This window comes from Kitasatospora sp. MMS16-BH015 (genome assembly GCF_002943525.1).
Classification (GTDB): domain Bacteria; phylum Actinomycetota; class Actinomycetes; order Streptomycetales; family Streptomycetaceae; genus Kitasatospora.
In genome coordinates this window covers 6,827,214-6,851,760 of sequence record NZ_CP025394.1, presented here as the reverse complement: position 1 = coordinate 6,851,760, position 24,547 = coordinate 6,827,214, and the positions used below count along the sequence as shown (strand labels likewise).

13 protein-coding genes and 1 pseudogene are annotated in these 24,547 nt (G+C 71.8%); 7 read left to right on the top strand and 7 right to left on the bottom strand.

The annotated features are described in order from the left end of the window. Window positions 1-68: 68 nt before the first annotated feature. Window positions 69-1,202 (bottom strand): TIGR03364 family FAD-dependent oxidoreductase, encoded by a 1,134-nt coding sequence (locus CFP65_RS29190; RefSeq protein ID WP_104818987.1) that lies wholly within the window; start codon window positions 1,200-1,202, stop codon window positions 69-71. A gap of 140 nt (window positions 1,203-1,342) precedes the next feature. Between CFP65_RS29190 and CFP65_RS29185 the strand changes: the two genes are divergently transcribed. Next, window positions 1,343-2,104: a GntR family transcriptional regulator gene (locus CFP65_RS29185; protein WP_104818986.1), complete on the top strand. Its 762-nt coding sequence runs from the start codon at window positions 1,343-1,345 to the stop codon at window positions 2,102-2,104. A 3-nt stretch (window positions 2,105-2,107) separates the two neighbouring features. Continuing rightward, a complete protein-coding gene (locus CFP65_RS29180) occupies window positions 2,108-2,794 on the top strand; it encodes a phosphonatase-like hydrolase (RefSeq protein WP_104818985.1) in 687 nt (228 codons plus the stop codon). Between the two features lie 61 nt (window positions 2,795-2,855). On the opposite strand, the gene CFP65_RS39280 is transcribed toward CFP65_RS29180, so the two are convergent. The 3 genes from CFP65_RS39280 to CFP65_RS29165 all read right to left on the bottom strand — a co-directional run bounded on the left by CFP65_RS39280 (window position 2,856) and on the right by CFP65_RS29165 (window position 5,618). Beyond that, on the bottom strand, window positions 2,856-4,406 hold the full coding sequence (locus CFP65_RS39280; protein ID WP_158702410.1) for an RICIN domain-containing protein: 1,551 nt from the start codon (window positions 4,404-4,406) through the stop codon (window positions 2,856-2,858). A gap of 195 nt (window positions 4,407-4,601) precedes the next feature. Then, window positions 4,602-4,868, bottom strand: a complete 267-nt coding sequence (locus CFP65_RS29170) for a DUF6295 family protein (RefSeq protein ID WP_104818984.1) — start codon at window positions 4,866-4,868, stop codon at window positions 4,602-4,604. Window positions 4,869-4,871: 3 nt separating this feature from the next. Continuing rightward, on the bottom strand, window positions 4,872-5,618 hold the full coding sequence (locus CFP65_RS29165; RefSeq protein ID WP_104818983.1) for a dienelactone hydrolase family protein: 747 nt from the start codon (window positions 5,616-5,618) through the stop codon (window positions 4,872-4,874). 282 nt (window positions 5,619-5,900) lie between these two features. On the opposite strand from CFP65_RS29165, the pseudogene CFP65_RS29160 reads away from it, so the two are divergent. Beyond that, window positions 5,901-6,131 (top strand): annotated as a pseudogene (locus CFP65_RS29160) (GntR family transcriptional regulator); the annotation flags it as partial. 444 nt (window positions 6,132-6,575) lie between these two features. Here CFP65_RS29160 and CFP65_RS29155 read toward each other — a convergent pair. Beyond that, window positions 6,576-7,877 carry a TrpB-like pyridoxal phosphate-dependent enzyme gene (locus tag CFP65_RS29155; RefSeq protein ID WP_104818982.1) on the bottom strand — a complete coding sequence of 434 codons (1,302 nt, stop codon included), beginning with the start codon at window positions 7,875-7,877 and terminating at the stop codon, window positions 6,576-6,578. Window positions 7,878-7,936: 59 nt separating this feature from the next. Between CFP65_RS29155 and CFP65_RS29150 the strand changes: the two genes are divergently transcribed. Continuing rightward, complete coding sequence (locus CFP65_RS29150; protein ID WP_104818981.1) at window positions 7,937-8,314, top strand: hypothetical protein; 378 nt, start codon at window positions 7,937-7,939, stop codon at window positions 8,312-8,314. 136 nt (window positions 8,315-8,450) lie between these two features. Then, a complete protein-coding gene (locus CFP65_RS29145) occupies window positions 8,451-8,651 on the top strand; it encodes a hypothetical protein (RefSeq protein ID WP_104818980.1) in 201 nt (66 codons plus the stop codon). 37 nt (window positions 8,652-8,688) lie between these two features. Here CFP65_RS29145 and CFP65_RS29140 read toward each other — a convergent pair whose 3' ends face one another. Then, window positions 8,689-11,805 (bottom strand): BTAD domain-containing putative transcriptional regulator, encoded by a 3,117-nt coding sequence (locus CFP65_RS29140; protein ID WP_254552627.1) that lies wholly within the window; start codon window positions 11,803-11,805, stop codon window positions 8,689-8,691. Between the two features lie 248 nt (window positions 11,806-12,053). Between CFP65_RS29140 and CFP65_RS29135 the strand changes: the two genes are divergently transcribed. After that, the gene (locus CFP65_RS29135) at window positions 12,054-12,506 is read left to right on the top strand and encodes a hypothetical protein (protein WP_104818978.1); all 453 of its coding nucleotides are present in this window, start codon (window positions 12,054-12,056) and stop codon (window positions 12,504-12,506) included. Window positions 12,507-12,634: 128 nt separating this feature from the next. Here CFP65_RS29135 and CFP65_RS29130 read toward each other — a convergent pair whose 3' ends face one another. Next, entirely contained in the window at window positions 12,635-16,912 is a 4,278-nt protein-coding gene (locus CFP65_RS29130; RefSeq protein WP_104818977.1) for a ricin-type beta-trefoil lectin domain protein, read from the bottom strand. 372 nt (window positions 16,913-17,284) lie between these two features. On the opposite strand from CFP65_RS29130, the gene CFP65_RS29125 reads away from it, so the two are divergent. Next, window positions 17,285-24,544 carry an RHS repeat-associated core domain-containing protein gene (locus CFP65_RS29125; protein ID WP_254553292.1) on the top strand — a complete coding sequence of 2,420 codons (7,260 nt, stop codon included), beginning with the start codon at window positions 17,285-17,287 and terminating at the stop codon, window positions 24,542-24,544. Window positions 24,545-24,547 lie beyond the last annotated feature (3 nt).

Here is a 24,547-nt window from a genome sequence, read left to right as displayed (position 1 = left end):
CCCGTTCGTCCACCCGGTGATCGTAGAGCACCCCGCCGGCCCGGCCCGGACCAGCCGGACCGCACCGGTCAGGCGGTGGCCTTCAGGGTGCCGGCGAAGGTGCGGGCGGCCAGGCCGAAGGAGAGGGTCATGCCGACGCCCGAGGTGACCGAGAGGGCGCGGACGCCCGGGGCGAGGTCGCGGACCAGGAGCGGGCCGCGGCTGCTGTTGGCGTAGACGCCCTGCCAGCGCTCCAGCACCCGGAGGCGCTCGACGCCGAGCACACCGGCCACCGCGTCGAGCAGCAGCTCGGAGACCCGCTCGTCGAGGAACGGCGGGGTGGTGTCCTCGTAGTGGTGCGAGTCGCCGACCAGCAGGGTGCCGTCCGGGAGGCCGGTGAACATCACGTTGGCGCCGATCTCCAGCAGCTCGGGGCTGTGAGCGCTCACTTCCGCGCGCAGCCGGGCTGCCGAGGGCTGGGCGGTGAAGGCGTCGTAGCGCAGCATCGAGGTGGCCGTGAGCACGGCGGAGTCGGTGCGGAAGGCGGCCGGGGCCTCGACCCGGGCCATGTTGAGGCGGCAACGCTGGATGCCGTGCTCCTCGGCGGCCTCGGGGAAGAGGTAGTCGAGGTCGTGGCCGACGCAGACCAGCACCTGGTCGCCGTGCACCGGGCCGCGGGTGGTGTGCACGGTGCCGGGCTCCACACCGGTGACGGCGGTGCCCCAGAGGATGCGGGCGCCGGGCTGCTCGGCGATCCAGCGGGCCAGCGCCGGGGCGGCCTCACGCGGATTCACCCGCAGGTCGGCCGGGAGGAAGGCACCACCGACCAGGTCACCGGGCTCGGTGCGGCCGAGTGCCTCGGCGGTCTCGGCGGCGTTGCGCAGCTGCACCACGTCCGCGCCGCGCTCGGCGCGCAGCTCCTCCAGCACGGCGGCCTCGGTCTCGGACCGGGCCACCACCAGCGCGCCGGCCTCCTTCGCCCAGATCCCGGCGGCGGCACCGGCCCGCAGCCAGCCGGCCCGGGAGAGCTGGGCGATGTCGAGCAGTTCGCCCTGCTGGGCACCGATGCAGCAGTGGCCGAAGTTGCGGACGGAGGCGCCCACCGGCCGCCGGTCGCGCTCGACGACGGTGACGGACAGGCCGTTGGCCAGCGCCTCGAACGCATGGGCGAGACCGACAATGCCGGCCCCCACGATGATCAGGTCAGAAGATCCGGTGCTCATGGGATCAGACTCGCGGCGCAGCGCACTCACTGTCAATACTTGTATGGACAAGCCTCCGACTGTTCGCTCCCGCTTCACCTGCTGATCGACTGCTCCGGCGCGCCTTGAGTATTCCGCCGCCGTGGTGTCATAGTCGACCTGTGAAGACAAGTACGGACGGTCCGCTGCACCAGCGGCTCAGCGCCGAGTTCCTCCGCCGGATCAACGCCGGGGAGTGGCCGGAGGGGCAGCCGGTGCCCAGCGAGTCCCAGCTCTGCGCCGAGTTCGGCGTCTCCCGGGGCCCGGTCCGCCAGGCACTGGCCACGCTGCGCCGCGAGGGCAGCCTGGTCGGCGGCCAGGGCAAGCCGCCGGTGGCGCGGCGCACCGCGCCCTCCCAGCCCTTCGCCACCTTCCTCTCCTTCACCCAGTGGGCCGAGAGCATCGGCCGGGTGCCCGGGCAGCGCACCCTCGAGGTGGCCCGCCGCCGCGCCTCGCCCGAGTCGGCCGCCCGACTCGGCCTGACCGAGGGCGAGTTCGTGGTCGAGCTGGTCCGGCTGCGGCTGCTCGACGGGGTGCCCGCGATGGTCGAGCGGTCCAGCTTCCTGGCCGGGGTCGGGGCGTACCTGTTCGACTTCGACCCGGACGCCGGCTCGGTCTACGCCGAGCTGCTCCGCCGGGGCGTGGGCCTGCACCACGCCCGCCACACCATCGACGCCATCGCCGCCGACCCGGCCGACGCCCGGCTGCTGGGCATCGCCCCGGGCGAGCCGCTGCTCCGGGTCCGCCGGCTCACCTCCTCCCAGCAAGGCGAGCCGCTGGAGTACGGCGACGACCGCTACCTCCCGGCCATGGCCACCTTCACGATCGAGAACACCATCGAAGGCCGCACCGTCGTCGGCCGCTACCGCACCGAAGAGGACTGACGCATGATCGAGCTCGCCGTACTGGACATGGCCGGCACCACCATCGACGAGGCCGGCGCGGTCTACCGGGCGCTGCGCGCCGCCGTGGAGCGCACCGGCCTGGCTGTGGCCGACGAGGACCTCCAGACCTGGATGGGCACCGACAAGCGCGAGGCCATCGACGCCTTGGTCCGCCTCGGCGGCGGCACCCCCACCCCGGAGCTGGTCGAGGAGAGCTACGCCGCCTTCGCCGCGTACCTGCGCGAGGCCTACGCGGCCACCCCGCCGCAGCCGCTGCCCGGCGTGGAGCAGGCGCTGGCCGAGCTGCGCGCCCGGGGCATCAAGGTCGCGCTGACCACCGGCTTCAGCGAGGACGTGGCCGGGCCGCTGCTCGCCGCGATCGGCTGGTCCACCGGCGAGGGCGGCAACCTGGACGCCGTGGTCACCTCCGACGAGGTGGGCCGCGGCCGCCCGGCCCCGTACCTGATCCACCGCGCGATGGAGAAGACCGGCGTGCTCGACGTGCGCTCCGTGCTGGCGGCCGGCGACACCGCCGTGGACCTCCAGGCGGGCACCAACGCGGGCGCCGGCGTGGTGGTCGGCGTGCTCACCGGCAAGGTGGACGAGTCCTACCTCGCCACCCACCCGCACACCTACATCCTGGCCAGCGCCGCCGAGATCCCCGCCCTCGCGGAGACCGCCGCCCGCTGACCTCGAGCGCGAAGGAGCCGGGACCGCTTCGGTCCCGGCTCCCCCTGCTCCATCAGCAGGATCAGGCGAAGGCGGCCCAACTCTGGCTGTTGGCCGCGCCGGAGGCGTTGACCGTCACGGCGGCCCCCGCGCTGATCGAGGCCGCGTCCAGCACGTAGCCGGTGGCCGGGTTGGTGACGGTCAGGGTGCCGCTGCCGTTCTGGGTCACCTGCCACTTCTGGGCGGCACTGGTGGAGTCGAAGGGCTTGAGCGAGACCTGGGCCCCGGCGGCGGCCGGCGCGGTCAGGGTCAGCGGGGTCGGACAGCTGTCGTAGATCCGCACGGTGCCGTCGGCGTTGGCGTCGAACTTCCACTTCTCCGAGGCGTGGGTGGCGTCGAAGGCGCCCAGGTCCGCGAGCACGTTGGCGGTGGCCGCGCACTGGCCGGCGTGCTCCAGCGCGAGCCCGCCGCCGTCGGTCAGCGCGTGGTACTGGTTGTCACCGACCACCGTGGGCCCGTAGTTGATGGTGTGCGCCGCCAGGTAGCTCAGCGCCGACCCGGTGGTGGACAGGCCGGCGGCCGGCCGGTCGGTCCTGAAGTACCCCGCGAAGCCGGATTCGGTGTGCGAGGTCATCGCGCTGACGGTGCCGTTCCAGTTGCCGTCCACGTGCGCCCACAGGTCGAGCAGCGAGCCGTCCACGTTGCCCTGGGTCTGGTCGCCGGTCTGCCAGCCGGTGGTGTAGGTGAACGGGTAGCTGCTGCCGTCCGACCAGACGTAGCGGTAGTCGCCCAGCAGGTACGCGGCGGTGGAGTCGGCGAAGCCCTCCGTCCAGGCGCAGCTCGCCGAGCTGACCTGGTTCACGTAGTGCGGGCTGCAGTTGGTGACCGTGGGCCACCAGCCGTTGTAGAGCCGGTGCATGAAGAAGTGGCCGGATTCGTGCAGCACGGTGTGCTCGGAGTCCGGGTCGGCGGCCGACAGGTGCACCGTGTTGGCCAGGTCGTAGGACGGCCCGTCGGTGGAGGTGTTGGTCCAGCGGACGGTCAGCTCGGTGCAGGCGTTGCCGTTCGTCTCGTGCGAGGACCAGCAGATGCTGGCCGCGTTGTTCCGGGCCCACCAGAGCAGGTTGACGGTGTCGAAGGCGTGCCAGGCCCGGGCGGTGGCCGCCGGGGGCTTGATCACCCCGAGCGCGAGGCTGGACGAGACGTTGCTCTGGGTCGGCGAGTCCAGCGTGTACGTGGTGCCGCCGGCGTCGCTGACCCGCCAGAGCTTGGTGCTCTCGGCCGTGAAGCGCACCTTGAGGCTGCTCATGGAGGTGGTGGTGGTCGGGGTGTAGCAGAGGTTGAACCCGCCGTCGGCCACCGCCGTGTACTGGTAGTCGGCGGTGAGCTGGTGCACGGTGTCGGTGGACTTCTCGGCGCCCCACAGCGCGATGTTCGCGTTGCGGACCGGCTTGGTCTTCGTCGGCTTGGCGGTGCCGTCCTCGGCCGACTGGTAGTCGAACTGGAGGTTGCCGCTCAGGCAGATCGGCGAGGCCGCGGCGGCCTGCGGAGCCGTCAGCGGGATGAGGGCGACGGCGAGGAGGGTGGCGCTCAGCGCGGCGAGGCCGCGCGGCAGCCGGGTTCCGATGTCCAAGGGGGTGCTGTCCTCTCGTTGGTGCGTGCCGGGCCGGCCGTCCACGACGGTACGTGGACGACCGGGCCCGGCCCGCAGCCAAGGATCGGGGCAGCTCACCCCGGCCGGTAAGCGGCGTGCGGGAGCGCGCGGAGGGCGCCCGCTCCCGGCCGCACATTCACCCGGCACATTCCTCCGGCACCCCGCAGGGCCGGCTCAGCCGGCCAGCTCCGGCGGCACGGCGGCCAGCGCCTCCTGGATCGCCGCCACCAGCGCCCGGGCCGACTCCGCCGTCAGCTCCAGCGCCACCCGGGCGCCCGGGCCCTTCGAGGGGTCGGTGAGGTCGATGTTGAGCGTGTGCTCGGCCATCGCGTGCACGGGGTGGTCGAAGTACACCGTCACGTCGCTCACGTGGAACCAGGCCCCGCCGGGGCCCTTCGCGCTGCCGTCGATCCGGTCCTTGACCGTCAGGTAGGTGCACACGGCTCAGCCCGCCAGGTGGGTGCCGAAGAACGCGGCGATGCGCTCCCACCCGTCGTTCGCGGCCGCCACCTGGTACGAGGGTCGGTCCACCGCGAAGAACGCGTGGCCCGCGCCCGGGTAGCTGTGGAACTCGTGCGCCTTGCCGTGCTCGGTCAGGATCCCGGCCAGCTCCTCGACCTGCCCGGGCGTGGGGAAGCTGTCCTCCGCCCCGAACAGCCCCAGCAGCGGCGCCCCCAACTCGGGCAGCTCCGCCACCAGGTTGGTCACCTTCAACGGGAACCCCTCCGGCGGCGTCCCGGTCACGAACGCCCCGTAGCAGTCCACCACCGCCTCCACCTCCAGCCGGCACCCCACCAGCACCGCCTGCCGCCCGCCCGAACAGTGCCCGATCACCCCGACCCGGCCGTTCGACCCGCCGAGCCCCCGCAGGTACGCCGCCGCCCCGGCCACGTCCCCCACCAGCTGCTCGTCCGGCGTCCCCCCATTCGCCCGGGCCACCGCCGCCGCATCGTCCGGCGCAGCCCCGGGTGCCTCCCGGAAGTGCAGATTCGGACAGATCGCGTCGTACCCCAGCTCCGCGAACCGCCGCACCATCTCCTTGGTCGCCCGGTCGTACCCGGGCATGTGATGGATCACCACCACCCCGCCCCGGCTCCCCCCGCCACCCTCCGGCCGCGCCAGATACGCCTCCACCTCGTCCCCCGCGTACCCGGCCAGCCTGACGGTGCTCGTCCTCATCGAATCGCTCATGCGCCAGGTCTACCACAGCACCGTCAGCCACAACTGATCAGTCTGGGCTGACGAATCCCGCAGCCCGGCCGGGCCTCACTCCGCTGCCGAGTCCGGGGGGGTGGCGGGCCCAGCAGGGCAGGGGTGAACTCTTCGAGGGCGGACGGCCTTCCGCCAGCGGATCACAGGGGCCTCGGACCCGCACCCCCCCCAACTCGACTTAGGGGCAGGCCGGCTGAGCGGCACAAGGGTGCCCCGCCCGCGTCCGCCGGCGGCGCCGGAGCGAGTGCTGGAGGGAGCGCCATGGGATCGCCGGAGCTGTTGATCATGCTGGACCGGCAGGGTGCGGTGCCGCCGCAGCGGCAGGTCAGCGACGGGATCGGCGCACTGGTGCGGTCCGGGCGGCTGCGGCCCGGCGAGGCGGTGCCGGCCTCGCGGCAGCCGGCCCGGCAGCTGGGGGTGTCCCGGACGGTGGTGCTGCGGGCGTATGAACTGCTCCGCGCCAACGGGGTGTCGACGGCCCGGCACGGCTCCGGCACCCGAGTGGCCGAGCGCGCCGGCGAAGCGCTCGCCGGACTCCCCCCGCGAGCCCGGGCACCGCTCGGCGCCCCGGCCGCCTCGGGCCACCGACGGCGGGGACGCACTCTGACAGCACTGGGAGCCATCGGCCAAGGCCGGGGTGCCGTGCCGGAAGTCCAGCGGGGTGCTCGGGTGGTGCGTGGGCGCCCGAGGCGGACGCCACCTCACTCGGCTACGGCCCGGCCGAGGGCTCGCCCGCGCCGCAGGCCCGGATCTCCGCCCTGGTGCGGCAGGCCCGCGCGGTCGAGGACGGGATCGGGGGCGAGGACGGAGTCCGTGCTCATGCGGTCGGCACCACCTTGTCGACCAGGTAGACCACGGTCGGCTCGCCGTCGGCGATCGGTGGTGCTCTTACACGTGGTGCACGTGATGACTCCCCTGGTGCCTCCCGCCGGCCGGTCAGTCCTGGAGCTTGCCAGCGAAGTGGTCGAGGTAGGCCTGCATGTCGAAGTGCCCGTGGCCGGAGAGGGAGAACAGGATGCTCCTGGACTCGCCGCTCTCCTTGCAGGCCAGCGCCTCGTCGATGGCCACCCGGACGGCGTGGGTGGACTCGGGGGCGGGCACGATGCCCTCGTTGCGGGCGAAGGTGACGCCCGCCTCGAAGCAGGCGGTCTGCGGCACGGCCCGGGCCTCCAGCAGGTCGAGGTCCTTGAGCTCGCTGATGACCGGCGCCATGCCGTGGTAGCGCAGGCCGCCCGCGTGGATGCTCGGCGGCACGAAGTCGTGGCCGAGGGTGTGCATCTTGGCCAGCGGGGTCAGGCCCGCCGTGTCGCCGAAGTCGTACTCGTAGCGGCCCTCGGTGAGCGAGGGGCAGGAGGCGGGCTCGACGGCGATGGTGCGCACCGAGCGGCCGCCGCGCAGCTGGTCGCGCAGGAAGGGCAGGGCCAGGCCGGCCAGGTTGGAGCCGCCGCCGGCCGCGCCGATCAGGATGTCCGGGTAGTCCTCGGCCAACTCCATCTGGAGCAGGGCCTCCTGGCCGATCACGGTCTGGTGCATCAGCACGTGGTTGAGCACCGAGCCGAGCGCGTACTTGGCCCCGCCCTCACTGCGGACGGCGGCCTCCACCGCCTCCGAGATGGCCAGGCCGAGGCTGCCGGTGGAGAGCGGGTCGGCGGCCAGCGCGGCCCGGCCGGATTCGGTGAGCTCGCTGGGACTGGCGTGCACGGTGGCGCCGAAGGTCTCCATCAGGGCCCGGCGATAGGGCTTCTGCTGGTAGCTCACCTTGACCATGTAGACCTCGCACTCCAGCCCGAAGTACGAGCAGGCGAGCGCCAGCGAGCTGCCCCACTGGCCGGCCCCGGTCTCGGTGGTGAGCTTGCGGACCCCGGCCTGCTGGTTGTAATAGGCCTGCGGGATGGCCGTGTTGGGCTTGTGGCTGCCGGACGGGCTGACCCCCTCGTACTTGAAGTAGATCCGCGCCGGGGTGTCCAGCGCCCGCTCCAGCCGCCGGGCCCGGACCAGCGGGCTGGGCCGCCACTGCCGGTAGACGTCGATCACCGCGCCCGGGATGTCCACCTCGGCCCGGGTGGCGAACTCCTGGGCGATCAACTCGGCCGGGAAGAGCGGCTCCAGGTCGGCCGGGGTGATCGGCTCCCGGGTGCCGGGGTGCAGCATAGGCGCCAGCGGCTTCGGCAGGTCGGCGAGCACGTTGTACCAGGTGGTGGGGATGCGGTCCTCGGGCAGCAGGAACTTGGCGGCCATCGACTCTCCTTCGTTGCAACGGAAATGACGAACCATCATTTCGCGCGGGCGCTCCGGAGGTGAAGCAGGGCGAAGGCGGCGACACCGAGCAAGGGCACGGCCAGCACGGTGTGCAGCACCGGGTGCACCGCAGGCTGCGGGCCGAGTTCGCCCGCCGCCGCGCCATGGTTCGCCGCGAGACCGCGCGCCATCTGCCCGGTCCCCGCCCGCTCGGCGGCGGCGAGGTCGGCCTCCAGACCTACGTCGAACTCCCCTCCACCGTTGACGAGGATGCCCTGGTCCGGGCCGCCCGGGCCCGCGCCGTGCTGCTCCGCGGCGGCCGCCCCCACCTCTTCGCCGACCCCACCCGCCCACCGGCCCTGGCGCTCGGCTACGCCAACGTGGACTGCCCCGTCCCCGCCCAGGCCATCGCCCGACTCGGCAAGGCCTGCCGGTAGTTGCTCCCGAACGCGGCCTGAACGCGAGGCGGCCCTCCGTTGACAGGACGTTTACGGCCGACTGCGATGCTCCGACCCGTTGATCGGGGCTCGCCGGGGTCCTGCGACAAGTACGAGCACAGCAAAGGGAGATCCCATGACCTCGACCGCCGCTCACCGGTCCGCACGCCTCAGGAAGCTGCTCACCAGGCTGCTCCTGACCACCACCCTGCTCTCCGGAGCCGGGCTCGCGGGGGCCGCGGCCTGGGCCGTCGGCTTCCCCGACCACTCCACCGAGTGGAACAGCTCGACGACCGGCTCCGCCGCCGACCCCACGCAGCACAAGCGCCGGATCTGACCGGCGGGTGGCCGGCCCGGGGCGCCCCGGGCCGGCCTCAGTTGGCTCCGAGGTCCGGCGCTCCGGCGGCCAACTGGGCGGCCACCGCCCGCGCTTCGGGCAGCCCCAGACGGGCGAAGAGCTGGTGCGCGCGCTCCAGGCAGCCCAGGGCCTCGGTACGGCGGCCGAGTGCCCACCGGACCCGGGCCAGCACCATCAGCGCCTGGCCCGACTCCCGCTCACTGCCCGCCGCCTGACAGGCGTGGACGGCCTCGGTCGCGAGCGGGAGCGCCTCGTCGGCCCGCCCCAGCGCGCGCAGCGAATCCGCCAGCCGGTAGCGCGTCGCCGCCGCCCAACCGGTCTGGTCCAGCTCGGTCCAGAGCCGGAGCGCCTCGCCCAGCCGGTCGACCGCCTCCGCAAAGCGCCCGCATGCGTGCAGGCTGAACCCGAGCACGTAGAGCGCCTGCGCCCGCCCCGCACCCGGCGCCCGCAGGCGAGGCTTCGCCAGCTCCGTCAGGCAGGCCCGGACGGCCTCGGCGGGCTGCCCGGCCCGCACCCGCGCCACGGCGGCATTGAGCACCGTCGAGCTCTCGCCCGACTCGTGCCCGAGGGCGCGGGCCAGCCGGACCGCCTCCTCGTAGCAGCGGATCGCCTCCTCGTGGTGCCCCCGGTACTGCGCCAGCATCCCCAGGTCGTTCATCGCCTGCCGCAGGATCACGGTGTCGCCGGTCCGGAGGCAGACCTCCGCCGCCTGCCGCACCAGCCGTTCGGCCTCGTCGAGCCGGGCGGCGGCCAGTGCGGCGTTGCCCTGAAGGAAGCGGGCACGCCCCTCGGCCCACGGATCGGCCTGCTGTTCGGCAGCCCGCAGCAGGGCGCCGGCGGCCGACCACTGCCCCTGCCAGGCACCCCGGTTGAACGGACTCAGGGCGAGCAGCAGGTCGACCGCCGTCCGCAGCTCCCCGTCCGGGTGCCGCACGTCCGGGTGCTCCCCGTCCGGGTGCTGCCCGTCCGGGTGCCGCCCGTCCGTCGCGCGGTCGGCCTGCCCCGCTGCCCGCGCCGCGGCGGTGGCGGCCCCCGCCGTCTGCGTGACCAGGCCGAGGACCGTCTCCGTCTCCGCCGCCACCCAGGCTCGCGCGGTCTCCGCGTCGGGGAAGGAGAGCCCGTGGGCCCTGAGGTCGAGTGAACCCCGGATCGGATCTCCCGGCACCGCCCGTTCGAAGGCCGCGCACGCCGTGGCCAGCAGGAAGTCGAGCAGTCGGGCCCGTCCGGCGGACACCTCCGCAGCGTGCCCGGCTTCGGACTTGCGGCGGGCGAAGGCCCGGAGCAGATCATGGGGCCGGTACCGGCCGGCCACCGGCGAATCCAGCATCGCCACGTCCGCGAGCGACTCCAGCAGCTCGTCGGCGCGGGGTTCGTCCGTGCCGAACAGGACGGCGGCGGCGGTGACGCCCAGATCCGGGCAGTCCACCGAGGCCACCAATCGGAACGCCCTCGCCTGAGTCGGCGTCAGCTGGTGGTAGCCGAGCTCGAAGGTCGCCTGGACCGCCAGGTCCCCCACCTTCAGCTCGTCGATCCGGCGCCGCTCGTCGCCCAAGCGGTCGAGCATCGCCCGCAGCGTCCAGCCGGGCCGGGCCGCCAGGCGGGCCGCGACGATCCGCACCGCCAGCGGGAGATAACCGCACGCCCTGACGAGCTCCAGGGCGGTGGACTCCTCGGCCACTCGCTCGGCGCCGATCATCCGGGCCAGCAGGTCCTGCGCCTCCGCGGGAGCGAACACGCTCAGCCCCACCTGGCGGGCGCCGGCCAGCTCGGCCAGCCAGGCCCGGCTGGTGACCAGGACGGCGCAGCCGGCCGCGCCGGGCAGCAGCGGGCGGACCTGCGCGATGTCCGCGGCGTTGTCCAGGACGACCAGGAGCCGCCGGCCGTCCGTACGGGACCGGAACAGGGCCGACTTGGCGGCCAGTCCGTCAGGCAGGTCGGCCGCCGGGACGCCGAGGGCCGCCAGGAAGGAGCCGAGCACCGCCTCCGGCTCCGACCGGTCGCCACCACCGCGCAGGTCCGCGTACAGCTGTCCGGCCGGGAACGCCTCCTTGACCAGATGGGCGACGTGCACCGCCAGAGCGGTCTTGCCGACCCCGCCCATGCCGGCCACCGCACCGATGCGGATGGTGTCCCGGCCGCTCACCTCCCCGACCAGGGCCGCGCAGAGCACCCTGACCGGCTCCTCCCGTCCGGTGAAGTCCTGGTCGTCCGGCGGGAGTTGGGCAGGGCGGAGGGCCGGGGTCGGCCACTCCTGCGCACGGTCGGCGTCCGGGCCCGGCGGCGCACCCCCGCTCGCTCGCTCCGGTCGGTCGGACGCGAGGAGGGCTACCCCGGCAGTGGTCGCACCGGCGGTGAGCGCCGGGTCGCCCTCCAGGATCCGGCCGTGCAGAGCGGTGAGATCGGGGCCGGGCTCCACGCCCAGCTCTCCGACCAGCAGGCGCCTGGCCTCCTGGAAGACCTCCAGGGCCTCGCTCTGCCGGCCTGCCCGGAAGAGCGCGCGCATCTGCAGCTCGTGGAGCCGCTCGCGGAACGGGTGCTCCTGGATCAGCGCGGTCAGCTCGGAGACGCAGAGCCCGGCCCGGCCCAGCTCGATGTCGAGCGCCAGCCGGGCCTCGAGCACCGTCAGGCGCAGGTCCTCGAGCCGGCTCCGCTGCCGGGCCGCGTACGGCCCCGGGATGCCGACCAGCGGCTCCCCCTGCCAGAGCGCCAACGCCTCGCCGAGCAGTCGCCGGGCCCGTACCGGCTCGCCACTCGCCGAGGCCCGGCCCGCGTCGGCCACCAGCCGCTCGGCCCGCAGGGCGTCGACGCTGTCGGGCGTGACGGCCAGGTGGTAGCCCCCCGGCACCGAGTCGAGCCGCCCAGGCCCGCCGACCGGCCCGGCCCCGGCTTCCGCGGAAGCCCCCGCCAGACTCCGGCGCAGCCGCCACACATAGGTGCGCACGGTGGCCCTGGCATTGCTCGGCGGATCCTCGGCCCACAGAGCATCGATCAGATTCGGTGTCCCCACCGTGTGTCCGGGGGTCAGCAGCAGCACCGTCAGAATGGCCCGCTGCTGCGGGCTGCCCAGCGACAGCGGCACCGCGCCGCGCGAAGCCAGCATCCGCCCCAGCACACAGAAACGCAGCTCATCCACCCTGTCGACTTCCCCCCGGACACGCGGCGCCCCCGCCTGGAATTCCTTGCGCAGGGCTTGTTACCACACCGACCACCGTCCGGCGCCGTAGGCGCGCGGAGCTCTCGCCCGATCGTCGGCGATCCACCCGGAATTCCCGGATTCGCGGAGTGACGCGACATTTATCTCCCGTAGACGGTGGTCCGGAAGTGTCGGCGTCAGCGCGGACCACACCGGTCGCGCCCCGCCCAGCAGAAGGAAGAGACTCCGTGAACAAGCTCAAGAAGACCGTGTTCGGCGTCCTGGCCGGCCTGACCCTCGCACTGGGAGCGGCCGGGACGGGGCACGCCGCGGCGGAGCCGAACAGCGTGTTCCTCAACCCGGGCGTCTGCCTGACCCCCAACCACTACCTGCAGGCCGGGTACAACCAGCTCGCCTTCCAGAACGACGGCAACATCGTGGCCAAGTGGCAGGGCTCCCCGGCGTACCAGTTCCCCAACACCTGGGGCCAGGCCACCCGGTTCTGCATGCAGGCCGACGGCAACCTGGTGGCCTACGGCAACCAGAACCAGGTCCTCTGGGCCCTGAACCAGGTCGACGGCAACCGCTACTACGCCGGTGACGTCCTGGCGGTCCAGACCGACGGCAACCTGGTCGTCTACCGCGACTACGGCAACGGCGACGTGCTCTGGACGACCAACACCTACCACCCCGGGTTCTGACCGCCGGCCCCGCCGGCCCTCTGACCCCGCCCGGTCACCCCCACCGTGGCCCGGTCAGAGCACGTCAGAAGGCCCGCCCCGCCCGGCTGGATGCCGGGCGGGGCGGGCCTGTTCACGTCACCCCGCGGTCAGTTGGTCCGCGGGGTGACCGTCCACTGCTGCGCCGGAGAGCCGTTGCAGGTGTAGAGCTGCAGCCTGGTCAGGTTGGTGACATTGGCGTTCGGGTCGTCGAGGCACTTGTCGGCGAACGGGAGGTAGATGCTCCCGTCGGCCTGCCGGAGCCACTGCTGCGCCGGAGTGCCGTTGCAGGAGTAGTAGTTGACCAGCGAGCCACTGGCCGTCGCACCGTTGGTGTCGTCCAGGCAGCCGCCCATCACGTGCAGCGAGTTGTTCCGCGGGTCCATGCTCCACTGCTGCGCCGGGGAGGCGTTGCAGTCGTAGACCTCGATCGGGTTGACGTTGGCGGTGAGACCGCTCTGGTCGTCGATGCACTTGGCGCCGTTGACCCCGGAGACGATCGGGGTGGTCACCCCGGCCTGCCAGGGGCTGGTCGGGAAGTCGTTCACCACGATGCTGCTTACGCTGCCGTGGTACCAGTTCGACTGCCCGCCGTTGTTGAGCCAACGGCCGACGACCAGGTTCTTGCCCGGGCTGGGGGCGACAGTGGTCTTGTGCATGCCGGTCGCGGCGAGCACGTCGTTGACGAAGAGCGCCATCTGCCCGCTCGTGGCGTCGTAGCTGGCGGTCAGCTTGACCCAGGTGTTGACCTCCACCTGGTCCTGGGCGTTGCGGTTGTCGGTCGCGTCGTACGGCCAGTTGGGGCCGTCCGCCGTGGCCATCGCGAAGCGCCAGTTGACGCCGTTGCCCGCGTGGCTGGGCCAGATCATGAAGTTGCTGGTGGTGGTGCCGTCCTGGCCGAGCACGACCCCGTCGTTGCTCAGGTCGGCCGGACGGGTCCAGAACGAGACCGTGAAGGACTTCCGGGTGTCGATCTGGAGGTTGTTGCCGATCCAGCCACCGGTGGCGGCACCGGCGTTGAAGTTGGCGACCGACGGGGTGGCGCCGGCCACCGTGCCGTTGGCGGCGAAGGAGACGTTGCCGTTGACGGTGCCCGCGTACTTGCCGGCCGAGTCGGCGGCGTTGGCGGCCAGCGGGATCCGGGCCACCGCGCCACGCGGGTCACCCAGGTCCACCGGGGTCGAGTTGAAGGAGACCACGGCGCCGGCGGTGGTGGTGCTCGCGATACCGGCCCAGTAGACCAGGTGACCGTTGGCGTTGATCGCCCACAGGTCCGGCAGGCCGTCGCCGTTGATGTCACCGGTGGAGCCGACCGTCGGGTAGTCCGAGGGCTTCACGACGAACGGCGCGGCGGTGGTGCTGCCGGGAGCCACTCCGGTGAGCGTGGTGCCCTTGGTCGGGTCGGCCAGGCCGGACAGGTCCAGCATGGTCGGGGTCTGGCCGCTGCCGGTCTTGGTCTTGACCGCGTAGCTGGTGATCGCACCGGTGCTCTGGTTGCGGGCCCAGAGGGTCGGCTGGGCGTAGCCGCTCGCCGAACCGGGGGCGGCCAGGTCGTAGCCGTCCCAGCCGGCGAGGCTGGAGACCTCGACGGCGTCCGCGTCGAGGTTGCTGTCGGCGTAGGCGCGGTGCAGCCAGAGGTGGCCGTTCTCGACCGTGAGCAGCGAGGTGTCCGTCACCGTGCTGTCGCTCTCGTTGCCCTTGTTGAGCGGTGCCCTCATCGCGCCGAAGGCCAGCAGCTGGGTCGCCTGCGACCAGTCGGCCTTGTAGTAGTCGGCGGGCGCGGGGATCTGCGCACCGGTCACCGGGTCGGCCCAGGTGGTGGCCCGGTCGAGGGGGGCGGTCGGGGTGGTCAGGACGCCCGAGCCGTTGTTCTGGTAGACGTACAGGTGCCCCTTCTGCGTGCTGGTCTTGGTGGGGCGGGCGAACACGTCGTCGACGCCCATGCTGCGCAGCGCGCCGCGGTGGGTGGTCTGTACGTCGTTCCAGGTGAGCGCGGGGCCCGGTTCGGTGGTCAGCAGGCCCAGCGGGGCCGCCTGCGCGTTGACCGGGTCCTTGCCGATCGTGATCATGCGCAGGTTGCCGGAGCTGTCCGGGAAGAGCAGGTCGGGGCGACCGTCACCGTTGAGGTTGCCGGGCACCGGCTGCACGGCCGGGTTCCACGGGGCGTAGAAGCTGTAGGCGAGCGGCTGGCTGTAGTTGCCTGCGTTGTCCTGGCTCTGCACGTACAGGACGTTGGTGCCCCAGAGGGTCGGCTTGTAGGTGAAGGACGGCGTGCCCGCCGGGATGACCGCGCCGTGGACGCCGTCGCCACCGGCGTTGCACTTCCAGCCGGTGACCGGGGTGGGGTTGTCGCTCCAGCGGAAGCAGGCCAGGCCGGAGGCGCTGCCGCCGGCCGGGACCGGGTCGCTGCCGCCGATGGTGAAGGTGCCGGTGTCGTTGACCTTCGAGGTGCTGGTGACACCCAGGGTGCCGATCGGCGGGAACTGGGTGGAGCTGACGCTCACCGTCGGCGGGGTCTTGTCCACCCGGAAGTAGCAGCGGCCGGTGACCGCGGAGGCGAGCCAGCTGTCACCTGCCTGGGACTCCCACTGGTAGGTGTGGCCGTCCTGGAAGCCGGTGGCGTCCACCTGCATGGGCTCGTCACCATAGGTGGAGATGTAGCCCGTGTTGGGGTTGGTGTTGTAGGTGCCGGAGGAGTCGGTGTCCCAGAGGTGGTACCAGGTCGCCACGTTGGCACCGATCGGCGACCAGATGGCCGAGGTCATCTTGATCGTCTGATTGCTGGCGAGCCAGCCCGGGTTGCTCTGGCCGGGGCAGTCGTTGGTCGAGCCGTCGCTCGCGAAGCCGGGCGAGGGGCTGGTGCGCGGGTACCAGATGGTCGGCGCGATGTCGTAGTTGACGGTGATCTTCGGGTTGCTGTCCACGTGGTGGCGGTACAGCTTCTCGTACTCGTCGGTGGCTTCGAGCGCGACGGTCCAGTTGCCCCACTGGCCGTTGACGGCCTGGGCCATCTGGGCCGAGACGTCGTAGCTGATCCCACCGGTGTTGGTGATCCAGTACGTGTTGCCGACCTGGCTGCAGCCCTGCATGGTGCTGCCGGTGCCGCAGGGCTGGTTGTTCCAGGTGGTGCCGCTGCCGATCGGGCCGGTCCAGTACAGGCCGATCGGGGTGTTGGTGCCCGTGCTGGCCGCGCTGTTGACGTTGGCGTTCAGGAAGGCGTTGTAGACCGTCGGGTTCGGGTGCGAGGAGTTCCGGGTGGTCAGCACGGAGGGGATCGCGAGCTGGAAGTACGAGCGGTAGCGACCGTAGCCGGTGCAGTCCGAGTACCCGCAGTAGCCGATGCCCAGGCTGGAGAGGGTGTTGACGTTCGCCGTGTCCGGGTGGTTCTCCTGGACCTGGGCGGTGACCTGGGTGGTGCCGTCCACGCTGACCGTGGGGTCCAGGTACCAGGGGCCGGTGCCCTTGCCGAGCTTGGTCTGGTCCGGGGTCAGGTCCATGCCGGTGGCGGTGGCCGTGGTGGTCATGGTGCCGACGGTGGCGGCGTCGCCGGGCTCGGCGGCGGTGGAGCTGCCGACCGGCGGGGTGTCCACGGCGTTCGGCGCGGCGAAGGCCGAGCGGAGCTTGGCCTGCGGGTGGTAGCCGGGGGCGGCCGGGGCCGGGAGGGCGGAGTCCCACTGGAAGGCGGTCGGCGCGTGCATCCGCACGGTGCCGGCGCTGTCCTTGAGCGTGACGTTGCCCGCCTTGTCGGTGGCGACGCCCAGGCCCGTGGTCTCGATCGGGAAGTGCAGCTTGGCCAGCTTGGGGTTGGCCGCAGCCGCCGCGGTGTTGACCACGATCACGTCGCGCCAGCCGCCGTTCGGCAGCGCGGTGACCCGCAGGTCCACGTCCGGCAGCACCGAGGCATAGGTCGCGGTCGCACCGTCCAGCGTGGGCTTGGGCAGCGCGAAGGGGGCGCCGACGGAGAGCTTCTTGCCGTCGGCGGTGGTCACGGTGGCCAGCGGGCCGGTGCCGCCGCCGGAGAGGCTCAGGCCCGCGCCGGTGACGGCGGGGGTGACGGTGCCGTCGGCGTTCGCGTGCAGGGTGGCGTCCAGGTCCGCCCACCCCGAGCCGCGCTTGGCGCGCACGGCCTGGGCGTGGCTGGTGCTGGTCAGCGAGCCGTCCGGGTTGGCCGAGGTCTCGGTGGACTCGGTGGTCAGCTCGTCGATCGTCACCGGCTTCCCGGTGGCCTTGGCCTTCGCCTTGGCCGCGTAGACCGCCTTGGCTATCCCCGTCTGCGCGGACTGCTCGCCCGCGTTGACCGTCGGCGCGGGCCCCGGCACGGCGGTGGCGGCCAGCGCGGCCGGAGCGCCGAGCAGGCCGAGGCCGAGCGCGGTGGTGACTGTGAACACGAGATGACGACGCGTTCTCCTGCTGTTCACCGGAGTTGGCCCTCGGCCGACTCTCGATGACCTGGTGCTGTCCATCAGCGCGGGGGTTCCCTCTCGCACGGCCTGTCAGGTCAGACGGGCATTCGATCCGGAACCATGCATGCCGGTTTGATGGCGGGTCAAGCGAGCCGAGGCCATTGGTCACACTTGTACCGATTTCTCACGATCTTTTTTAGTAAAGAGCTCACCAAATCCCCACTCCGGCATGGATCTTGTGATCCACGCCCCCTAGGGTCTGTGGTGGCCCGACACCAATGCGTGGGTCTGTGACGCCCTGTCATATTTGACACGGCGTCATTTTTTATGTCCGAAAATGATCCAGGAGCTCCCCAGATGAGTGGTTTGCGTAGGCAAATACCACTGTGGCCCAAGCCCGGAGACGGGCGCAGACTGACCAGCGCGGCCGCCGTACTGGCCGTCACCGTCTCGCTGCTGACCGCCCCTTCGGCCGAGGCCTTCGCGGCCCACCAGCCGCACCCCAAGGTGTGGGTCCCGCCGAAGACCCCGCTGCCCAAGACCCAGTCGGTGCCCGGCGCGAACGCGCCCAAGCCCGGCACCAAGGGCCCGACCGGCCCGGTGCCGAAGAACTGGCAGCCCGCCAAGGCCGCTCTGCCACAGGCTGGTTCGGCCACGATCTCCCTCCCGAAGACCTCCGCCGAGCAGCTGGCCGCCCGGGCGATGACCGGCGGGGCCTCCCCGTCCTCCGCCGGCTCCGCCCAGGTGCAGGCCGGGCAGCTCCCGGTCTGGCTGGCGGACGCCTCGGACGGCCACCCGGCCGTTGCCAAGTCGGCGGCAGCCACCGCCGAGGCCCCCGCCCCCTCAGTCAAGGTCGAGCTGGTGGACCAGGCCAAGGCCAAGGCGGCCGGCGCCCCGGGCCCGGTGCTCACCCTCGGCAGCGCCGATGCCACCACCGCCGCGACCGGCCCGGTGCAGGTCACCCTGGACATGAAGGCACTGACCGGCAACGCCGGTTGGGCCGACCGGGCCCGCCTGGTCGAGCTGCCGGCCTGTGCGCTGACCACGCCTCAGCTGGCCGCCTGCCAGAAGCAGACCCCGGTCGCCTCCTCCGTGGACGCACGGACCGGCCAGGTCAAGGCCGAGGTCACCCTGCCGACCCAGCAGACCGGCGGCACCGTCAAGTCGATGGCCTCCCCGGCCGGTTCGGCCGCGGCCCCCGCGATGGTGCTGGCCGCCACGGCCGCGCCCTCCGGCAGCAGCGGCAGCTTCGCGGCCTCGCCGATCTCCCCCTCGGCGGCCTGGAGCGCCGGCTCGAACGCCGGCAACTTCACCTACAGCTACACGCTGGACGCCCCCACCTCGCTGGGCGGCGCGGCCCCGAGCCTCTCGCTCGGCTACGACTCCTCCTCGGTGGACGGCCGGACGGCCTCCACCAACTCGCAGTCCTCCTGGATCGGCGAGGGCTGGGACTACCAGACCGGCTCGGTCTCGCGGAACTACAAGCCCTGCATCAGCGACGGCATCACCAACTCCGGTGACGAGTGCTGGGCGGGCCAGTCCCTCTCGCTCAACCTGGCCGGCCACTCGGGCCAGCTGGTGCGCGATGACAGCAACGGCTCGCTGCACCTCCAGGGCGAGGACGGCACCCTGGTCGAGCCGCTGACCGGCCTCAACAACGGCGCCTGGCACGGTGAGGGCTTCAAGGTCACCACCACCGACGGCACCGTCTACTACTTCGGCGCCAACCACCTCCCCGGCGGCGACGGCACCGACCCGGCCGCCAACTCGGTGAACACCGTGCCGGTGTACTCGCCCAACAGCGGCGACCCCTGCTACAGCTCCTCGACCGGCCAGGCCTCCTGGTGCCAGATGGCCTGGCAGTGGAACCTGGACTACGTCGTCGACCTGCACGGCAACCTGATCACCTACACGTACGCGCAGGAGGGCAACTACTACTCGCGCGGCGGCGGCCAGAACAACGGCACCGGCACCCTCACCGGGTACACCCGCGCCTCGTACCCGACCCAGATCGGCTACGGCCAGCGGCTCGCCGACCAGATCGCCGCCAAGGGCGCCGCGAAGCCGGCCGTCCAGGTCAGCTTCACCACCGCCGAGCGCTGCCTGCCCTCGGGCAGCATCACCTGCGACCCGTCCCAGCGCACCACGGCCAACCAGCAGTACTGGCCGGACTCCCCGCTGGACCAGAACTGCGCCTCCTCGGGCAGCTGCTCGGTCTACGGGCCGACCTTCTGGACCACCAAGCGGCTGACCACGATCGCCACCAACGTGCTGGTCTCCGGCGCGTACCGGCCGGTGGACAGCTACGCGCTGACCCAGACCTTCCCGGACCCGGGCGACGGCACCCAGCCGACCCTCTGGCTCTCCTCGATCCAGCGCACCGGCTCCAACGGCAAGACGCCGATCAGCCTGCCGGCCGTCTCCTTCACCCCGTGGGAGATCGCCAACCGGGTCGACGGCCTGGTGCCGGCCGCGCCGCAGTTCAACCGCCCGCGCATGCAGCAGATCACCACCGAGACCGGTGGCAAGATCAACGTGACCTACAAGCCGGTCGAGTGCTCGCGGCTGAAGAACACCATGCCGGCCTCGGCCGACTCCAACACGATGGCCTGCATGCCGGTCATCTGGGCCACCCCCGGCTCCACCACGCCGGTCAACGACTGGTTCCAGAAGATCCTGGTCCAGGAGGTCACCGAGCAGGACAGCACCACCGGCGCCGTGGCCAAGGTGACCGACTACGCGTACGGCGGCGGCGCCGCCTGGCACCGCAACGACTCGGAGTTCGCCGACGACAAGTCCCGTACCTGGGACCAGTTCCGCGGCTACCAGACCGTCACCACCACCACCGGCAACGGCGGCGACGGCGCCAAGACGCAGGCCGTCTCCACCTTCCTGCGCGGCATGGACGGCGACGTGCTCGCGAGCGGCTCCACCCGCTCGGTCTCCGTCCCCGACAGCTGGGGCGGCTCGATCACCGACGCGCCCGAGTACGCGGGCTTCGTCCGGGAGACCCAGAGCTACACCGCCGCCGGCGGCACCGTGGTCGGCGGCGAGCTCTCCACCCCGTGGGTCGGTCCGGTGACCGCCACCCACACCCAGAACCCCACCACCTTGCCCAAGGTGACCGCGAAGTCCGTCAACACCGCCCAGGTGAAGGACCGTTCGCTGCTCTCCGACGGCACCTGGCGGACCACCGAGCGCGACGCCACCTACGACTCGGCGCACGCCGGCCGGGTGCTCACCTCGGACGTCAAGGGCGACCTGGCCCACCCGGAGCAGGAGGTCTGCTCCAGCACCACCTACGCCTCGGGGGCCAACGCCCAGCTGAGCGAGTACCCCTCCCGGGTGCTCACCCTCTCCGGCGCCTGCGGCCAGACGCCGACCGCGGCGAACACCCTGCAGGACATGCAGACCGTCTACGACGGCCAGCAGGTCGGCACCATCGGCCAGTTGGCCGAGCAGACCGAGACCCGGGTGCTGGCGAGCTACGACGGCAGCGGCAACCCGGTCTACCGGTCCACCGCCAAGGCCACCTTCGACGTCTACGGACGTCAGCTCTCCACCACCAACCCCAACAACACCGACCAGACCACCCACCAGCAGGGCACCACGACCAACACGGTCTACACCCCGACCACGGGTGAGCTGCCCCGCCAGGTGGACGTCATCAACCCGCTGGGCTGGAAGACCACCACCACGCTGGACCCGGGCCGCGCCGTGCCCACCCGCGCGGTGGACGAGAACGGCTACCTCACCGACGAGGCCTACGACGCCCTCGGCCGCCTGACCTCGGTCTGGCTGCCGGGCCGCGACAGTGCCACCCAGACCGCGAACCGCACCTTCGAGTACGCGCTGAACGGCACCGCCTCCCCCTCGACGGTGACCAGCCACGCGATCCGCGAGAACGGGTCCTACACCACCAGCATCCAGATCTACGACGGTCTGGGCCGGGTGCGGCAGACCCAGTCGGTGCCGGTCTACGGCACCATCGGGCGCCTGATCACCGACGCCAACTTCGACTCGCACGGCTGGCAGATCAAGGCCAGCTCGGCCTACTACAACAGCGACTCCGGCCCGGTCGGCACGGTCTACGCGCCGCAGGACGCCAAGGTGCCCGCGCAGACCTGGAACGAGTTCGACGGCATGGGCCGGGTGACGGCCGCCAAGACGATCTCCTACGGTCAGGAGCAGTGGCGGACCACCACCACCTACGTCGGCGCCGACCGCACCGACGTCACCCCGCCGGCCGGCGGGTACGCCACCAGCACCATCACCGACGCCACCGGCGCCACCACGGCACTGCGGCAGTACAAGTCGAACACGCCCACCGGCCCATACGACGAGACCACGTTCGGCTACACCCCCGCGGGTGCGCCGAGCTGGCGCAAGGACTCCAGCGGCAACACCTGGACCTACAGCTACGACCTGCTGGGCGAGCAGACCTCCAGCACCGACCCGGACGCCGGGACGTCCTACCGCACGTACGACAGCAACGGACGCCTGGTCACCGCGACCGATGGCCGCGGCGTGTCGACCAGCTTCAGCTACGACCTGCTGGGCCGCAAGACCGGGCAGTACGACGGCACCTCGAACACGGACAGCTCCAAGCTGAACGCCTCCTGGACGTACGACACCCTGGCCAAGGGCAAGCCGACCTCCTCGACCAGCTACTCCAAGGGCTCCGCGTACACCACCGCCGTCACCGGCTACGACAACGGCTACCGCCCGACCGGTGCCTCCGTCACCATCCCGTCCGTCGAGAACGGCCTGGCCGGCACCTACACCACCACGCAGACCTACTCGGCCGTCCTCGGGCTGCCGCTGCGCACCACCATCGGGACCACCGGCGCCGTGCCGGGTGAGCGGGTCACCAAGTCCTACGACGTGGACGGCAACCTGCTGACCACCAGTGGGCAGTCGCACCTCATCTCCGACATCCAGTACGACGCCTTCGGCAAGCCGACCCGTACCACGATCGGCCCCTACGGCACCCAGGTCGTCTCCACCCAGGTCTACGACCCGGGCACCGGGCGCGTCGTGCAGTCCACCCTGGACAAGCAGACCGCCGCGACCGCGAGCGTGGACGCCACCACCTACACGTTCAACCAGGCCGGGTCGATGACCTCGGTGCGCGACGTGCAGGACGGCGCCACCGCCGACCAGCAGTGCTTCACCTACGACTACCTGGGCCGGCTCACCGCCGCCTGGACCGACCAGGGCGGCGCGACCACGCAGCCCGCTCCCTCGGTCTCGGGCATCGGCGCCTGCACCAACCCGGTCGAGCCGACCACGGCCACGGCGAGCAGCCGGATCGGCGGCCCGTCCCCGTACTGGCAGTCCTACGCCTACGACAAGACCGGCAACCGCACCCAGCTCGTCCAGCACGACCCGACCGGCGTCACCTCCAAGGACCGGACGGTCAACCAGACCTTCGGCACCACGGCCAACACCAAGTCCACCGACCCGAAGACCGGTGGCGGCACCGGTGGCCCGCACGCCCTGCTCACCTCCTCGGTGATCACCGGCGGCACCACCACCCAGTCCACCTTCACCTACGACGCGGCCGGCAACACCACCAGCCTCACCAACCCGACCGGCACCAAGAACCTGACCTGGGACGGCCAGGGCAAGACCGCCACCGTCCAGAACACCGGGGCACAGGTCGGCACTTCGTACGTCTACGACGCGGACGGCAACCAGCTGCTCCGCCGCGACCCCGGCAAGGTCACCCTCAACCTGGGCGCGGACGAGGTCACCCTCGACACCAGCTCCGGTGCGATGACCGACAACCGCTACTACAGCGCACCGGGCGGCCTCACCATCGCCCGCACCACCGTCACCACCACGGCTGGTACCGCCCCGTCGACCCTGGCCTACCAGGCCTCGGACCCCCACGGCACCAACGGCATCCAGTTCGACGCCGCCACCCTGGCCCAGACCCGCCGGCCCACCGACCCGTTCGGCAACCCCCGCGGCACCCAGCCCGCGGCGGGCACCTGGGTCGGCGACAAGGGCTTCGTCGGCGGCACCCAGGACGACTCCACCGGCCTGACCAACCTCGGCGCCCGCGAGTACGACCCGTCCTCCGGCCGTTTCCTGGCCACCGACCCGCTGTTCATCGCCGGCGACCCGCAGCAGTGGAACGGCTACGCGTACGCCAACAACAACCCGATCGACCACTCCGACCCGTCCGGCACCTGCATCGTCACCGACGACGGCTACTGCCGCGGCCCGCACGACCCGGTCGTCACCGGCGGGACCACCGCCCCGAGCGGCAGCGACGGCTCCTCCAGCTCGACCGGCACCTCCGCCGCGAGCGACAACAAGGCTGCTGCAGCAGCCGCTGCAGCAGCGGCCCTGCGCCAGCAGCAGGCCGCCGAGGAGGCCCTCGCCAAGGCCAAGCAGGCCCGCGAAGAACTGATCAAGAAGGTCATCGACGTCGTCGGCGACCTGATCGGGTTCAACGACGCCCGCGACTGCTTCACCAAGGGCGACGTGATGGGCTGCATCAACACAGCCCTCAACTTCGTCCCGTGGGGCAAGGTCTTCAAGGCCGTCAAGGTCGGCATCAAGGCCGTCAAGCTCTGGAAGGAAGCCGACAAGGCCTACACCGCCATCCACGACGCCGAAAAGATCGCCGTCGAAGCGGAGAAGGGCCTGGTCGAGGCCCGCAAGACCGAGAAGGAGGCAGCGGAAGCGGAGGCCGCAGCTACCAAGGCTGAAGAGGGCCCGACACCGGAAACGAAATCGGACACCCCGAACTCGGAACCCTCGCACGCGGAGGAACCAAGCTCCAATTCAAGCGGCGAAACCTGCAACAGCTTCCCCGCCGGCACCCTGGTCCAGCTCGCGGACGGCACCTTCAAGGCCATCAACGCCCTGAACATCGGTGACGTCGTCCTCGCCACCGACCCGCAGACCGGCACCACCAAGGCCGAGCCGGTGCAGGCCACCATCGTCGGCCACGACGACACCACCTTCACCGAACTGACCGTCACCCCGGCCGGTGATCCGGCCCACGGGACGACCGTCACCTCGACGGCCCACCACCCGTACTGGGACGTCACCACCAACCGCTGGACGGACGCCACCGATCTCAACCCCGGTGACACCCTCCGCCAGCCGGACGGCAGCCTTGCCACGGTGACCACCGTGCAGCGCTATCAGACCACGCCGCAGACCGCCTTCAACCTGACGGTCGCCCAGCTCCACACCTACTATGTGCTGGCCGGAGCCACGCCGGTCCTGGTACACAACTGCGACAAGTACGACGACCTCGTCTCGGAGGCGCGGGAGTCCGGTACCACTATCGACCCGAAGGACAAGCGGAAGGAGTACGAGCGGGCTGGACGTGCTCTTGAGAAGCACTCCGGGCCGGGCCGCGAATCCTATGTCGAGGGCCGGTGGCCGGTTCCCGAGGGGAAGCGCAATCCGACGGCGTGGAACGCCCTGGGACGGCAGGTGCAGGATGCCATCCTCGACAACGTCGACACCGTCGAGCACTACTACTCCCGAAAGTACAAGAGCAACCTGCTCGACATCCGAAGCACCGACGGCCGGGGGATCCGGTACTGGGTCACCGATGGAAAGGTCATATTCATGGGATTCCTCGACTAGGAG